We start from the raw sequence: 13899 nt of genomic DNA, 5'->3' as shown, positions 1-13899 counted from the left end.
TCCGGTCCTGGACCGGGCGTTTCGGCAGCACCGCGTCACTTGCCGCTGACCAGCGCCGCGCGCCGGCGCTCGCGCACGCCCTGGGCCAGGCGTTCCAGCGTCTGGACCGAAGCGTCCCAGTCAATGCAGCCATCGGTGATGCTCTGGCCATAGGTCAGCGCCTGGCCCGGCACGAGGTCCTGGCGGCCGCCCACCAAGTGGCTTTCGATCATGATGCCCACGATGCGCGAGTCGCCGCTTTCCATCTGGCGCGCCACGTCCTCGGCCACCAGGGGCTGGTTTTCGGGTTTTTTGCTGCTGTTGGCGTGGCTGGCGTCGACCATGACACGCTGCGCCAGGCCCGCCTTGGACAGGTCCTGGCACGCCGCCTCGATGCTGGCCGCGTCGTAGTTGGGCGCCTTGCCCCCGCGCAGAATGACATGGCAGTCCTCGTTGCCGGCGGTCGATACGATGGCCGAATGGCCGCCCTTGGTCACCGACAGGAAATGATGCGGCTGCGAGGCGGCCTTGATGGCATCGACCGCGATCTTCACATTGCCGTCCGTGCCGTTCTTGAAACCCACCGGGCAGGACAGCCCGGAGGCCAGCTCCCGATGCACCTGGCTTTCCGTCGTGCGCGCCCCGATCGCCCCCCAAGCCACCAGGTCCGCAATATATTGCGGCGTGATCATGTCCAGGAATTCACACCCCGCCGGCAAGCCCAGGCTGTTGATCTCCAGCAGCAGCTCGCGCGCCACGCGCACGCCCTTGTTGATATCGAAACTGCCGTCCAGATTGGGGTCGTTGATCAAACCCTTCCAGCCCACGGTGGTGCGCGGCTTCTCGAAATAGACCCGCATCACGATTTCCAGGTCTGCCGAGAGCCTGTCGCGCAGGAGCTTGAGCCGGCTGGCGTACTCCAGGGCGGCGCGGGTGTCATGGATGGAACACGGACCGATGACGACGATCAGACGGTCATCCATGCCGTGCAGGATGCGGTGCATGGCATTGCGGGCGGCAAATACCGTTTCCGACGCTTCCTTGGTGCACGGGAACTCGCGCATGACGTGCGCGGGCGGATTCAGCTCTTTGATTTCACGGATGCGAAGATCGTCGGTATTGTGTGACACGGTTGTACTCCTGGGGTGGGTATGGCTTGCTTGGGTCATTCCCGCAAACCCACCAGGCTGACGGCAACAAAAAAGCCGCCATTACGCTGGCGGCTTTTTCGGGGGGATTCTGTACTAGGTTAAGCGCGTCCCTTCCTCCGCCAGCGGCTTCAGAAAACCAAAAAAATAAAAGTAAAAAGCGGGGGACGCGAATTTCATAGGCAAAAACTCTAGCACAAAAAAAGCCGCCCGTCATCCCGCGGGCGGCCCGGCCGGCCGTTCAGGCGGTGCCGCCCACGGTCAGGCCGTCCATGCGCAACGTGGGCATGCCCACGCCGACCGGCACGCTCTGCCCCTCTTTGCCGCAGGTGCCTACACCGGAGTCCAGGCGCATGTCGTTGCCTATCATGCTGACGCGGTTCATCGCGTCGGGGCCATTGCCGATCAGGGTGGCGCCCTTGACCGGATAAGTGACCTTGCCGTTCTCGATCATATAGGCCTCGGAAGCCGAAAAAACGAACTTGCCGCTGGTGATATCCACCTGGCCACCGCCGAAGTTGACCGCATACAGGCCTTTCTTGACCGAGGCGATGATTTCCTCGGGCGCCTTGTCGCCGCCGAGCATATAGGTGTTGGTCATGCGCGGCATGGGCAGATGGGCGAAGGATTCGCGCCGGCCGTTGCCCGTGGCCTGGGTCTTCATAAGACGGGCATTGAGGGTGTCCTGCATATAACCGCGCAGGATGCCGTCCTCAATCAGGACATTGCGCTGCGAGGCGTTGCCTTCGTCATCGATATTGAGCGAGCCGCGGCGGCCCTCCAGGGTGCCGTCATCGATGACGGTCACGCCCTTGGACGCCACCCGCTGCCCGACGCGCCCGGAAAACACGCTCGAACCCTTGCGGTTGAAATCCCCTTCCAGTCCGTGGCCCACCGCCTCGTGCAGCAGGATGCCGGGCCAGCCCGAGCCCAGCACGACCGGCATTTCGCCGGCCGGCGCCGGACGCGCCTCCAGATTCACCATGGCCTCATGCACGGCCCGTTCGACGTAATCGCGCAGGATCTCGTCGGTGAAATAAGCCAGGCCGCTGCGGCCGCCGCCGCCGGCATGGCCCATTTCGCGCCGGCCGTTGCGCTCGGCGATGACCGTCAGCGACAGGCGCACCAGCGGCCGGACATCGGCCGCCAGGCGGCCATCGCTGCCGGCCACAAGTATGACGTCATACTCCGCCCCCAGGCCCGCCATCACCTGAATGACATGCGGATCGCGCGCCCGCGCCATGCGCTCGAGGCGTTCGAGCAAGGCGACCTTGTCGGCGGCGCTGAGCGTGGCCAGCGGGTCGATGTCGGCGTAAAGGCTGCGGCTGTCCTCGGGCGGCCGGTGGGCGGCCACCTTGACACGGCCCGCTCCCTGGCGCGCGATACCGCGCACGGTGCGCGCCGAAGACAGCAAGGCCTGCGGCGATAAGGTGTCGGAATAGGCGAAGGCGGTTTTCTCGCCGCTGATGGCGCGCACGCCCACGCCCTGACCGATGGAGAAACTGCCGGTCTTGACGATCCCCTCCTCCAGGCTCCAGCCCTCGCTGCGCGTGTACTGGAAATACAGGTCGGCGTAGTCGACCTTGTGAGCGAAGATTTCGCCCAACGCCCGGGCCAGGTCGGCTTCGGTCAGGCCCCAGGGGTCGAGCAGGAGGGATTTGGCGGTCGCCAGGGATTGAATCGCGGGATCGATCAGTTTCATGGAATTCCGTATTTAGGGCCCGCACTATGTCGGCGGGAGGCCTCGCGAACCGTCTCGAGGCGCGCAACCGTTATCGTAACGCCGAACGGCCCGGCCCAGCGCATGACTGCCCGAGCGCGCCAAAATGGTGCAGCAAAAGTTTTCACTTTCTCAAACATTGCCGGTCGGCCTGACTCATCATATGACCGCCGAAACCTGGGGTATCCGAACAGGCCATTTCGCAGAAGGGATAAAACCCGGCGCGCAGGGGCTAATGCCGTTGTTTTTCCCGGGCATGTCGGCGGGGACAGGTCCATAAAAAAGCAGAACATCGCCGGCGCCACGTCGATTCAGAACCTGCTGACTTTAGGCACCGCCCGCGCAAGCCGGACAGGCGCTGTGTTGCCAGCCCGGCCATGCTTCTGATTCTGTCATCAAGCTGTCCAGAATGTCAGTCATCTGAAACAATTATCTGCCGATAAAGTTAAAGACTGTCGAAGACAATTTATGTATTATTGAAATACAACAACTATATATACAAGCAAGCCGGCGAATCGAAGTCCATAACCAGGAAGAAACATGCCCCGAGAGACTTACGCAGCACAGCAAGCCAAGATCGAGAAAGAAATCAACCGCCTGCAAAAGCGCGCCGAAGCGCTGCAGACGCGGCGCCGCAAACCGGTCATCGCCTCCATAGTGAAGTCGATGCGCGAATACAATATCACTCCCGAAGAAATCGTCGCCGCGCTGGGCAGCGCCAAATCGCCGCGTAGCGCCTCGCCGCGCCGCAAGGCCGCCGCCGACGGCGCCAAGCGTGCCGTCGCCCCGAAATATCGTCACCCGGAATCGGGCGAAACCTGGAGCGGCCGCGGCAAAGCCCCGCGCTGGCTTGTTGCCGAAGAAAGCAAGGGCGCGAGCCGCGAGAGCTTTCTCATAAAATGATAATCAAGGTTTATTGAATAACGGCGCCCGCAGGCGCCGTTATTTATTTGGGGACGCACTAACGATTTAAGGGATATTCGACTTCACGTTCTGCGCCATTATTCCCCGGGAAGTGATCGAAAATGGCTCGCACCAGATAGGGCATGGCCCGCAAAAGGTCTTCACGCTGGCTGACAATATAGGCGCTGGAGCGGTAGACCTCCGCATTGCCGCGCGCCGTATCCCGGATTTGCAGATTCAGGCCATTGCGAAAAGCCACTGTCGGAACGTCCACCCACTCCGGGCCCCAGAAAGGCCCGGGCCCCCAGGGACCGCCCCAGACTCGCGGGCCGTAATAGCCGCCATACCCGCCGTAGAAATACGGATCATAGGCGCGGCGCACCATGACCTGGGTCTGTGTCGCCCCATAGGTAAAGCTCACGACGAAACGCGCGGACTGCCCATCGCGCGCCTCGACCAGGCCAGTCGGCCCGATACCGGCCCGCACCATGTCCTGGAAGGACTGGTATTCGAGATTGTTTTCCTGGCCGGCGTTGGCCGTCTGGAAGCGGTAGGTCTGCCCTTCCACACCCGTGGGCCATTGCTGGAACGATGTGACGCGGGCGGCCACGGTGGGGGCGGCGCAACCGCTGACCAGGGCCGCCGCGGCCACGGCGAGCGACACCGCCGCAAGACGGCCCCACCGGGCTGCACCCATAGAACTGAACATTTCGCGACTCCTCGGACTTGCGCAGCAATGATAATTGGACCGGTGCCCGCAAGGAAAGGTTGCATATCGTCCCGCACGGCCTGCCCCTGCCCGCCAACCACTACAATAGTGCGGTTGTCTACCGCCTATAAGGGATCTCATGCGCACCGACACGCCAGTCACCGTATATCGCAAGGATTATCAGCCCTATCCTTACGCGATTCCCGAGGTCGCGCTGACTTTCGATCTCGATCCCGAGAGCACCCTGGTCACCGCCACGCTGCGCCTGGAGCGCAAGCCCGAGGCGCCGGCCGACGCCGCGCTGGAGCTCGACGGCGAGGAGCTCGAACTGGTGTCGCTGCGCGTCGATGGCCAGGACTGGCCCGCGGGGCAATACCGGCTCGATAAACATCGTCTGCAGGTCGGCGGCCTGCCGCCGCTGTGCACGTTGGAGATCGCCAGCCGTTGCCGGCCTTCGGCCAACTCCACCCTGATGGGCCTTTATGTGTCCGGCGGCAATTTCTTCACGCAGTGCGAAGCCGAGGGTTTCCGGCGCATCACCTGGTTTGCCGACCGGCCCGATGTCATGTCGCGCTACCGGGTCACGCTGCGCGCCGACGGGCGCTATCCCGTCCTGCTGTCCAACGGCAACCTGCTGGCCACGCGGCAACTGCCCGACGGCCGTCAGGAAGCGGACTGGGAAGACCCCTTCCCCAAGCCCTGCTACCTGTTCGCGCTGGTGGCCGGCAATCTGACCCATCGCGAAAAGCGCGTCCGCACCCGCAGCGGCCGGGAAGTGCTGCTGCAGGTCTATAGCGACCCGGGCTCGGAATCGCGCACCGAGTGGGCGCTCGAATCGCTGGAGCGGGCGCTGCGCTGGGACGAGACCCGTTTCGGCCTGGAGCTGGACCTGGACCGCTTCATGGTGGTCGCCGTGCGCGACTTCAATATGGGCGCCATGGAAAACAAGGGCCTGAACATCTTCAATGCGGCCTATGTGCTGGCCGACCCGCAGACGGCGACCGACGTCAATTACGAAGGGATCGAGTCGGTCATCGGGCACGAGTACTTCCATAATTGGACGGGCAACCGCGTCACCTGCCGTGATTGGTTCCAGCTGAGCCTGAAAGAAGGCCTGACGGTGTTCCGCGACCAGGAATTCAGCGCCGACATGATGGCCCGCGGCATGGACGCGGCCGCCGCGACCAGCGCCCGCGCCGTCAAGCGCATCGACGACGTGGTCACGCTGCGCGCGGCGCAGTTTCCCGAGGACGCGGGCCCCATGGCCCACCCCATCCGGCCGGACAGCTACCAGGAGATCGGCAACTTCTATACCGCCACGGTCTATGAAAAAGGCGCCGAAGTGATCCGCATGCAGCACACGCTGCTGGGCGAAGAGGGCTTTCGCGCGGGCATGGACGAGTACTTCCGCCGCCATGACGGCCAGGCCGTGACCTGCGATGATTTCGTCAACGCCATGGACGCGGTCTATCGCCAGCTCCATCCCGGGCGCGACCTGGGCGTCTTTCGCAACTGGTACCGGCAAGCCGGCACGCCGCGCGTGGCCGTGACGCTCAAGCACGATGCGGCGCAACGGCGCCTGACGGTCACGCTCAGCCAGCGCTGCGCGCCCGTGGGCGTGGAAAAACGGGCTGGCGCCCCCGCCAAGCAGCCCTTTCACATTCCCTTTGCCCTCGGCCTGCTGGATCGCCAGGGCCGCGCCCTGCCCTTGAAGCTGGCCGGCGTGCCGGCCGCCCGCGACACCGTCCTGCTGGAACTGCGCGAGGCCGTCGAAAGCTGGGTGTTCGAGGACATCGCCGTGCCGGTTGTGCCATCGCTGCTGCGCGGATTCTCGGCGCCGGTGATCGTCGAGTACGACTGGACCGACACCGAACTGGCCTTGCTGTCTGCCCATGACACCGACCCCTTCGCCCGCTGGGAGGCCGGTCAGGAGCTGGCCAGCCGCCAATTGCTGGCCCTGGCCGCCCGCCACCAGGCCGGCCAGCCCCTGGCCGCCGATGCGGCCTTCATCGAAGCCTGGCGCGCGCAACTGACGGACCCCTCGCTGGATGCCGCCTATCGTGCCCGTGTGCTGGCGCTGCCCTCCGAGAAGACCCTGGCGGAACGCATGCAGGCCATCGACCCGCCCGCGCTGGCCGCGGCGCGCGACTTCTTGCGCGCCGAGCTTGGCCGGCAACTGGCCGCAGAGTGGCTGGATGCCTTCGAATCCAACCAGACCGGCGGCGCCTACAGCCCGGCGCCCGGACCGGCCGGACGCCGGGCGCTGAAAAACCAGGCGCTGGCGCACCTGATGGCCGCCGGCGTGGCCGATGCCCAGACCCGCGCCGCGCGCCAGTACGAGCAGGCCGACAACATGACCGACAGCCTGGCCGCGCTGGGCTGCCTGGTCAATTACGCCGACCGGCCCGCCGCCCAGGCCGCGCTGGACCGCTTCCATGCGCGCTGGAAGGATGACCCGCTGGTGATAGACAAATGGTTTACCCTGCAGGCCACGGCCCGCTCGACGGGCCTGGCCCAGGTGCGCGCGCTGATGCAGCACCCGGATTTCACGCTGCGCAACCCCAACCGTGCCCGCGCCCTGGTATTCCAGTTCTGCCTGAACAATGCGCGCGGCATGCACGTGGCCGACGGCTCCGGCCATGCGTTCTGGGCCGAGCAGGTGCTTGCCCTGGACGCTCTGAATCCCGAGATCGCCGCCCGGCTGGCGCGTGCCATGGACAACTGGTCCCGCTTCACGCCGGCCTTGCGCGACAGCATGCGCGCCGCGCTGCAGCGCGTGCGCGGCCACGACGGCCTGTCTCGCAACGTCGCCGAGATCGTATCCAAAGCCCTTGAGTTCTCCGCATAGGAATCCCGATGAAACGTAAAACCCTCACCCAATACCTGGTCGAACAGCAACGTTCGGCCCAGGCGCTCGCGCCCGAAGTGCGCCTGCTGATCGAAGTCGTGGCGCGCGCCTGCAAGGCCATCAGCCATGCGGTCAGCAAGGGCGCGCTGGGCGGCGTGCTGGGCAGCCTGGACAGTGAAAACGTGCAAGGCGAGGTGCAGAAGAAGCTGGACGTGCTGTCCAATGAAATCCTGCTCGAGGCCAATGAATGGGGCGGCCACCTGGCCGCCATGGCTTCGGAAGAGATGGAAACCATCCATCGCATCCCGAACCGTTATCCCAAGGGCGAGTACCTGCTGCTGTTCGATCCGCTGGACGGCTCGTCCAATATCGACGTCAACGTCTCGATCGGCACCATTTTCTCGGTCTTGCGCGCCCCGCATCATGTCTCGGGCGCCGAGGTGAACGAGGCCGATTTCCTGCAGCCCGGCCGCGACCAGGTAGCCGCCGGCTATGCGGTCTACGGGCCGCAGACCATGTTGGTGCTCACCATAGGCAATGGCGTGGTCGGCTTTACGCTGGACCGCGAAATGGGTTCCTGGGTGCTCACCCACGAAACCATGAGCATTCCCGCCGACACCAAGGAATTCGCCATCAATATGTCGAACATGCGCCACTGGGCCGCCCCGGTCAAGCGCTATATCGACGAATGCCTGGCTGGCAAGACCGGCCCCCTGGGCAAGGACTTCAATATGCGCTGGATCGCGTCCATGGTGGCCGACGTGCATCGCATCCTGACCCGCGGCGGGATTTTCATGTACCCCTGGGATGCCCGCGAGCCGGGCAAGGCGGGCAAGCTGCGCCTGATGTATGAAGCCAATCCCATGAGCTTCATCGTCGAACAGGCCGGCGGCGCCGCCATCAACGGCGAGCAGCGCATCCTCGACATCCAGCCCGAACAGCTGCACCAGCGCGTGAGCGTGATCCTGGGCTCCAGGAACGAGGTCGAGCGCGTGGGCAGGTATCATGCCGAGGCCCAGGCCAAATAAGGGCCCAAATAAGAAAAGCCCCGCGAGGGGCTTTTCTTATTGTCCGGGACGCATTAATTGATCTGCTCGATCGACTTTATGTCGTCCTTGTTGATCTGCACCTTGCGCCCATCCTGGTCATATTCATACATGCCCGATTTCTTGTTGTATTGGGGCTCATCGGGGGTGATGACCTGGCTGCCGTCGGACTTGTGCACGACCGACGGCGACGAGCATCCCGCCAATACGCCGAATCCAGTGACGGCCAGCGCGAGAGTCAGGTGTTTAAGGCTCATGGTTATCCTCCGTTAGTCAATCACAAAGCGGTCATTCCACTTTATGTCCCCAGCCCGACCGATACAGTGACGGGATGTCGGCAAAATGCGTGGGACTGTAATTGCCGCAACCACGGGCCGCCAAAAATGTAACAGAGCTGATGAAAAATCCCCCGGAGCCCTAAGCCGCGGGGGATTTTCGGCCGCCTGTGTTGCGCGGATCAGACCTTGGCGTGCGCCTCGATGAAGGCACGCACCTGGCCGGCGTCGCAGTCCATCACAGTGACGCGCTGCGGCAAGGACTCAAGGCCCGCCAGTTCGGCCGGAGGCGGAACCGGACGGCCCAGGGCCGCTTCGATGGTGTCGGAGAACTTGGCCGGCAAGGCGGTCTCCAGCACCAGCATGGGAACGCCCGGTTCGACGAAGTCGCGCGCCACCTTCACGCCATCGGCGGTATGCGGGTCGACCAGCACGCCGGTCTCGTCGAACACCGTGCGTATGGTGGCCAGGCGGTCTTCGTGCGTGCTCACGCCGGAGACAAAACCATAGCGGTCGGCAAATGCGCCGCGCTGGGCCGACAGGTCGAAGCTGCCCTTGTCAGCCAGTTCGCTCCACAGCGCGCGCACGCGGGCGGCGTCGCCGCCCACGAGGTCGTAGACGAAGCGCTCGAAATTGGAAGCGCGCGAGATGTCCATGGACGGGCTGGAGGTCGCGTAGGTCTGCTCGGGCGCGCGCGGACGATAGATACCGGTGCGGAAGAACTCTTCCAGCACGTTGTTTTCGTTGGTGGCCAGCACCAGGCGGCGAACCGGCAAGCCCATGCTGCGGGCGATATGGCCCGACAGGATGTTGCCGAAATTGCCGGAAGGCACGGCAAACGACACCTCCTGGCCCGCCGAGCGGGTGGCGCGCAGCCAGCCATGGAAGTAATACACCACCTGGGCCGCGATACGCGCCCAGTTGATCGAGTTCACCGCGCCGATGCGATAGCGCGTCTTGAATGCCAGGTCCGCGGCCAGGGCCTTGACGATGTCCTGCGCCTGGTCGAACACGCCCTTGACGGCGATGTTGTGGATGTTCTCGTCCTGCAGCGAATACATCTGCGCGCGCTGGAAGGAGCTCATGCGGCCGTGCGGCGACAGCATGAACACGCCCACGCCGCGCTTGCCGCGCAAGGCGTACTCAGCCGCCGATCCGGTGTCGCCCGAGGTGGCGCCCACGATGTTCAGGGTCGTGCCGCGCTTGGCCAGCACGTACTCGAAGACCTGGCCCAGGAACTGCATGGCCATGTCCTTGAAGGCCAGCGTCGGGCCTTCGGACAGGCCCAACAGCTGAAGGCCGCCGGACAAGGGCCGCAGGGGCACGATCTCGTCGCTGGAGAAGACTTCGCCGTTGTAGGCGGCATGCGCGAGCCGGCTCAGGTCTTGCCGCGGGATGTCGGTGGCGAACAGCGACAGGACTTCGACGGCCAGGTCGGCATAGGACAGGCTGCGCCAGGCCTCCAGGGTCTGGGCATCGACCTTGGGCAGCTGCTGCGGCACCGCCAGCCCGCCGTCGGGCGCCAGGCCCTCGAGCAGGATATCGGAGAAATCCTGGGGAGCCATGCCGCCACGAGTCGAGACGTACTTCATGTGAGGTTCTCCACGCGCAGGCGGGTCACCTTGGAGCGCACGAAAGGCAGCGACTCGATGTGCTCGATCGCCTGGGTGACATTGCCTTCCAGCGCCTCATGCGTCAGGAAGATGATATCGGCGCCGCCGATATGCGACGGCTGCTGGATCATGGAACCGATGGAAATGCTGCGATCGGCCAGGATGCGGGCGATATCGGCCAGCACGCCCGGCTGGTCGTCCACGCGCAGGCGCAGGTAGTAGGACGTGCTGATCTGCTCGATGGGCAGAATCGGCGTGTCGGCCATGGCATCGGGCTGGAAGGCCAGATGCGGCACGCGGTTGCCCGGATCCGCCGTGTGCAGGCGTGTCACGTCGACCAGATCGGCGACCACGGCCGAGGCGGTCGGCTCTTCGCCGGCGCCCTGGCCGTAGTACAGCGTCGGGCCCACGGCATCGCCGCGCACCAGCACGGCGTTCATCGCGCCCTCGACATTGGCCAGCAGGCGCTCGGCCGGCACCAGGGCCGGATGGACGCGCAGTTCGATGCCTTCGGCGCGGCGCTTGGTGATGCCCAGCAGCTTGATGCGGTAGCCCAGGCGCTCGGCATGGGCGATGTCTTCCTGGGCCAGCTGCGAAATGCCCTCGATATAGGCGCGCTCGAACTGCACCGGGATGCCAAAGGCCAGCGAGGCCAGCAGCGTCAGCTTGTGGGCCGCGTCCACGCCCTCGACGTCGAACGTGGGATCCGCCTCGGCATAGCCCAGGCGCTGGGCCTCGGCCAGCACCTCGGCAAACGGCAGGCCGCGCGAACGCATCTCCGACAGGATGAAATTGGTGGTGCCGTTGATGATGCCGGCCACCCATTGGATGCGGTTGGCCGTCAGGCCCTCGCGTATCGCCTTGATGATGGGGATGCCGCCGGCAACCGCCGCCTCGAAGGCCACCATGACGCCGCGTTCGGAGGCCGCGGCGAAGATCTCGTTGCCGTGCTTGGCCAGCAAGGCCTTGTTGGCCGTGACCACGTGCTTGCCCTGCGCGATGGCCTGCAGCACCAGCTCGCGGGCCAGGGTATCGCCGCCGATCAGCTCGACCACGATGTCGATCTCGGGGTCGCGCACCAGGGCGTGCACGTCGGTCGAGACCTCGATGCCCTCGCCCACGCGCGCGCGCGCCTTGGCCACATCGCGCACGGCGATGCGGCTGACCTCGATACGCCGCCCGGCGCGGCGCGCAATTTCTTCGGCGTTGCGGGCCAGCACGCTCCACGTGCCGCCTCCCACCACGCCCAGGCCCAGCAGGCCTACCTTCATCGGATTCATTTCAACAAACCGTCCTTGCGGAACATATCTTTGATGCCGCGCACCGCCTGGCGGGTGCGCTGCTCGTTCTCGATAAGAGCGAAGCGGACATAATCGTCGCCGTACTCGCCGAAGCCGATCCCGGGGGACACGGCCACCTTCGCATCCGACAGGACACGCTTGGCGAACTCCAAAGAACCCATCGCCCTGTAGGGTTCGGGGATCTGCGCCCAGATGTACATGGACGCCTTCGGAATCTCCACATTCCAACCTGCTTCATGCAGACCGCGGGCCAGCACGTCGCGCCGGCTCTGGTACTGCTGCACGATTTCCGACACGCAATCCTGCGGACCGTCCAGGGCGGCGATGGAAGCCACCTGGATGGGCGTGAACGTGCCGTAATCGTGATAACTCTTGATGCGCGCCAGCGCGCCGACCAATTCGCGGTTGCCCACCATGTAGCCGATGCGCCAGCCAGCCATGTTGTAGCTCTTGCTCATGGTGAAGAACTCGACCGCCACGTCGCGGGCGCCGGGAACCTGCATGATGGACGGCGCCACATAGCCGTCAAAGCAGATGTCCGCGTAGGCCAGGTCATGCACCACCAGGATGTCATGCTCCTTGGCCAGGGCGACCACGCGCTCGAAGAAGGACAGGTCCACGCACTGCGCGGTCGGGTTGCTGGGAAAGCCCAGGATCATCATCTTGGGCTTGGGAATGGATTCGCGCACCGCGCGCTCCAGCTCCTCGAAGAAGTCCACCCCGGGGGTCATGCGCACCGAGCGGATATTGGCCCCGGCGATGACCGCGCCATAGATGTGAATGGGGTAGCTGGGGTTGGGCACCAGCACGGTGTCGCCGCGGTCGAGCGTGGCCAGCATCAAATGGGCCAGGCCTTCCTTCGAGCCGATGGTGACGATGGCTTCGGAATCCGGGTCGAACTCGACCGCGTAGCGGCGCTGGTACCAGTCACAGATGGCCTTGCGCAGGCGCGGGATGCCCTTGGAGACGGAATAGCCGTGCGTGGTCGGGCGCGCCGATGCCTCGATCAGCTTGTCCACGATATGCTGCGGCGTCGCGCCATCGGGATTGCCCATGGACATGTCGATGATGTCCTCTCCCCGCCGACGTGCCGCCATCTTGAGCTCACCGGTGATATTGAAAACATAGGGCGGCAAACGCTCGATGCGCGAGAACTTCCTCATGATGGACGGATCCTAATTTGGCGAGGGCGGGGTCGGAGGGATGGTGCGATGCACCAGAAAAAGAGGCGCTGCAGGCTTGCGGTGCAACAAAACCTTGTAATCTATCGCAAGCACGCCTGCCGGGCAAATGCGCACCGTTCTGTCCCCCCTCTCACAGTGGATACCCTGCAACATGGGTAAAGTCCGATGCGCTATCATCGGACGTGTATAGCCGGAGTGTTTATTGAAGCTGCATACCGATCCTGCGACGGCCCTCAATACCGTCACCGCCTACGGCGAAGGCTACATTGAGGTCAACCAGGTTAGATTTTCCCACGCGGTCGCCTTCGGCCCCGAAGGCGACGTCACCGAATGGCCCGTGCGAGCACCGGCCGACATCTCTTCCGCCCATCTGCAGCAGGCCGCCGGCCTGGTGGCCGCCAAGCGCGACCCGCTGGCCTTCCTGGACGAGCCCGAATCTCCCGCCCTGCAGCGTTCGGCCGACACGCCGGAAGTCCTGATCGTCGGCACTGGGCTCAGGCAACGCCTGCTGCCCCCGGATGTGCTACGTCCCTTATTGATGGCCGGCGTTGGCGTCGAGGTCATGGATACCCAGGCCGCCGCGAGAACCTACAACATTTTGATGGCCGAGGGCCGGCGCGTGGTCGTCGCCCTTCTGCCCACCGACGGAGATCCCCCCGCATGACCGCCATCATCGGCAAGCCCGCCCCCCAGTTCACGGCGGAAAGCACCATCGGCCCGATCAGTCTCGAGCAATGCCAGGGCCGCGCGGTGATCCTGTATTTCTATCCCAAGGACAACACGCCGGGCTGCACCACCGAAAGCCAGGACTTCCGCGACCTGCACGCCGACTTCCTGGCCGCCAGCGCCGTCGTGATCGGTATTTCGCGCGACTCGATCAAGTCGCACGAGAACTTCAAGACCAAGCACGAGCTTCCTTTCCCTCTCATCTCCGACGCCGACGAAACCGTGTGCAATCTGTACGGTGTCATCAAGCAGAAGAATATGTATGGCAAACAGGTGCGCGGCATCGAACGCAGCACCTTTCTCATCGATGCCTATGGTGTCCTGGTGCAGGAGTGGCGCGGGGTGAAGGTGCCCGGCCACGCCAAGGAAGTGCTCCAGGCCGCAAAAAGCATCGGTTGACCTTCGGGCAACCGTTACAGGTACCGGCTTACACAGGAGACCCACCCT

Annotated in this window: 12 protein-coding genes; 5 read left to right on the top strand and 7 right to left on the bottom strand. The window is 64.5% G+C overall.

Annotation, left to right across the window (positions count from 1 at the left end; translation table 11 throughout):
• Positions 1 to 35: 35 nt before the first annotated feature.
• Together aroG and tldD are read right to left on the bottom strand one after the other, a co-directional pair.
• Positions 36 to 1109 carry a 3-deoxy-7-phosphoheptulonate synthase AroG gene (gene aroG, locus AXA74_RS01775; protein WP_029579672.1) on the bottom strand — a complete coding sequence of 358 codons (1074 nt, stop codon included), beginning with the start codon at positions 1107 to 1109 and terminating at the stop codon, positions 36 to 38.
• Positions 1110 to 1368: 259 nt separating this feature from the next.
• A complete protein-coding gene (gene tldD / locus AXA74_RS01770) occupies positions 1369 to 2829 on the bottom strand; it encodes a metalloprotease TldD (RefSeq protein ID WP_029579673.1) in 1461 nt (486 codons plus the stop codon).
• A gap of 558 nt (positions 2830 to 3387) precedes the next feature.
• Here tldD and AXA74_RS01765 point away from each other — a divergent pair.
• A complete protein-coding gene (locus AXA74_RS01765; RefSeq protein WP_029579674.1) occupies positions 3388 to 3750 on the top strand; it encodes an H-NS histone family protein in 363 nt (120 codons plus the stop codon).
• Between the two features lie 58 nt (positions 3751 to 3808).
• Here AXA74_RS01765 and AXA74_RS01760 read toward each other — a convergent pair whose 3' ends face one another.
• Complete coding sequence (locus AXA74_RS01760; protein WP_029579675.1) at positions 3809 to 4459, bottom strand: DUF4136 domain-containing protein; 651 nt, start codon at positions 4457 to 4459, stop codon at positions 3809 to 3811.
• 139 nt (positions 4460 to 4598) lie between these two features.
• On the opposite strand from AXA74_RS01760, the gene pepN reads away from it, so the two are divergent.
• A complete protein-coding gene (pepN, locus tag AXA74_RS01755; RefSeq protein ID WP_029579676.1) occupies positions 4599 to 7307 on the top strand; it encodes an aminopeptidase N in 2709 nt (902 codons plus the stop codon).
• A gap of 8 nt (positions 7308 to 7315) precedes the next feature.
• The gene (locus tag AXA74_RS01750) at positions 7316 to 8335 is read left to right on the top strand and encodes a class 1 fructose-bisphosphatase (protein WP_029579677.1); all 1020 of its coding nucleotides are present in this window, start codon (positions 7316 to 7318) and stop codon (positions 8333 to 8335) included.
• A gap of 53 nt (positions 8336 to 8388) precedes the next feature.
• Here the strand turns inward: AXA74_RS01750 and AXA74_RS01745 are convergent, their stop codons facing one another.
• From AXA74_RS01745 to alaC, 4 genes are all read right to left on the bottom strand, one after another.
• Positions 8389 to 8610: a YgdI/YgdR family lipoprotein gene (locus tag AXA74_RS01745; RefSeq protein WP_029579678.1), complete on the bottom strand. Its 222-nt coding sequence runs from the start codon at positions 8608 to 8610 to the stop codon at positions 8389 to 8391.
• Between the two features lie 200 nt (positions 8611 to 8810).
• The gene (gene thrC / locus AXA74_RS01740; RefSeq protein ID WP_029579679.1) at positions 8811 to 10220 is read right to left on the bottom strand and encodes a threonine synthase; all 1410 of its coding nucleotides are present in this window, start codon (positions 10218 to 10220) and stop codon (positions 8811 to 8813) included.
• Complete coding sequence (locus AXA74_RS01735) at positions 10217 to 11521, bottom strand: homoserine dehydrogenase (RefSeq protein ID WP_029579680.1); 1305 nt, start codon at positions 11519 to 11521, stop codon at positions 10217 to 10219. Before AXA74_RS01735 ends, thrC begins: the two co-directional genes overlap by 4 nt.
• Complete coding sequence (gene alaC, locus AXA74_RS01730) at positions 11518 to 12705, bottom strand: alanine transaminase (RefSeq protein ID WP_029579681.1); 1188 nt, start codon at positions 12703 to 12705, stop codon at positions 11518 to 11520. Before alaC ends, AXA74_RS01735 begins: the two co-directional genes overlap by 4 nt.
• Before the next feature lie 223 nt (positions 12706 to 12928).
• On the opposite strand from alaC, the gene AXA74_RS01725 reads away from it, so the two are divergent.
• Positions 12929 to 13390 carry an Mth938-like domain-containing protein gene (locus AXA74_RS01725; RefSeq protein WP_029579682.1) on the top strand — a complete coding sequence of 154 codons (462 nt, stop codon included), beginning with the start codon at positions 12929 to 12931 and terminating at the stop codon, positions 13388 to 13390.
• Entirely contained in the window at positions 13387 to 13851 is a 465-nt protein-coding gene (locus tag AXA74_RS01720; RefSeq protein WP_029579683.1) for a peroxiredoxin, read from the top strand. The genes AXA74_RS01725 and AXA74_RS01720 overlap by 4 nt, the downstream gene beginning before the upstream one ends.
• Positions 13852 to 13899: the final 48 nt, after the last annotated feature.

This window comes from Bordetella hinzii LMG 13501, from assembly GCF_001548475.1.
GTDB lineage: Bacteria > Pseudomonadota > Gammaproteobacteria > Burkholderiales > Burkholderiaceae_B > Bordetella > Bordetella hinzii.
This window is presented reverse-complemented; position numbering and strand designations above follow the sequence as displayed.

What these genes read in the sequence shown, in the direction of transcription:
- tldD (WP_029579673.1), bottom strand. Translation starts at nt 2,829, where the DNA reads ATGAAACTGATCGATCCCGCGATTCAATCCCTGGCGACCGCCAAATCC.
- AXA74_RS01765 (WP_029579674.1), top strand. Translation starts at nt 3,388, where the DNA reads ATGCCCCGAGAGACTTACGCAGCACAGCAAGCCAAGATCGAGAAAGAA.
- AXA74_RS01760 (WP_029579675.1), bottom strand. Translation starts at nt 4,459, where the DNA reads ATGTTCAGTTCTATGGGTGCAGCCCGGTGGGGCCGTCTTGCGGCGGTG.
- pepN (WP_029579676.1), top strand. Translation starts at nt 4,599, where the DNA reads ATGCGCACCGACACGCCAGTCACCGTATATCGCAAGGATTATCAGCCC.
- AXA74_RS01750 (WP_029579677.1), top strand. Translation starts at nt 7,316, where the DNA reads ATGAAACGTAAAACCCTCACCCAATACCTGGTCGAACAGCAACGTTCG.
- AXA74_RS01745 (WP_029579678.1), bottom strand. Translation starts at nt 8,610, where the DNA reads ATGAGCCTTAAACACCTGACTCTCGCGCTGGCCGTCACTGGATTCGGC.
- thrC (WP_029579679.1), bottom strand. Translation starts at nt 10,220, where the DNA reads ATGAAGTACGTCTCGACTCGTGGCGGCATGGCTCCCCAGGATTTCTCC.
- AXA74_RS01735 (WP_029579680.1), bottom strand. Translation starts at nt 11,521, where the DNA reads ATGAATCCGATGAAGGTAGGCCTGCTGGGCCTGGGCGTGGTGGGAGGC.
- alaC (WP_029579681.1), bottom strand. Translation starts at nt 12,705, where the DNA reads ATGAGGAAGTTCTCGCGCATCGAGCGTTTGCCGCCCTATGTTTTCAAT.
- AXA74_RS01720 (WP_029579683.1), top strand. Translation starts at nt 13,387, where the DNA reads ATGACCGCCATCATCGGCAAGCCCGCCCCCCAGTTCACGGCGGAAAGC.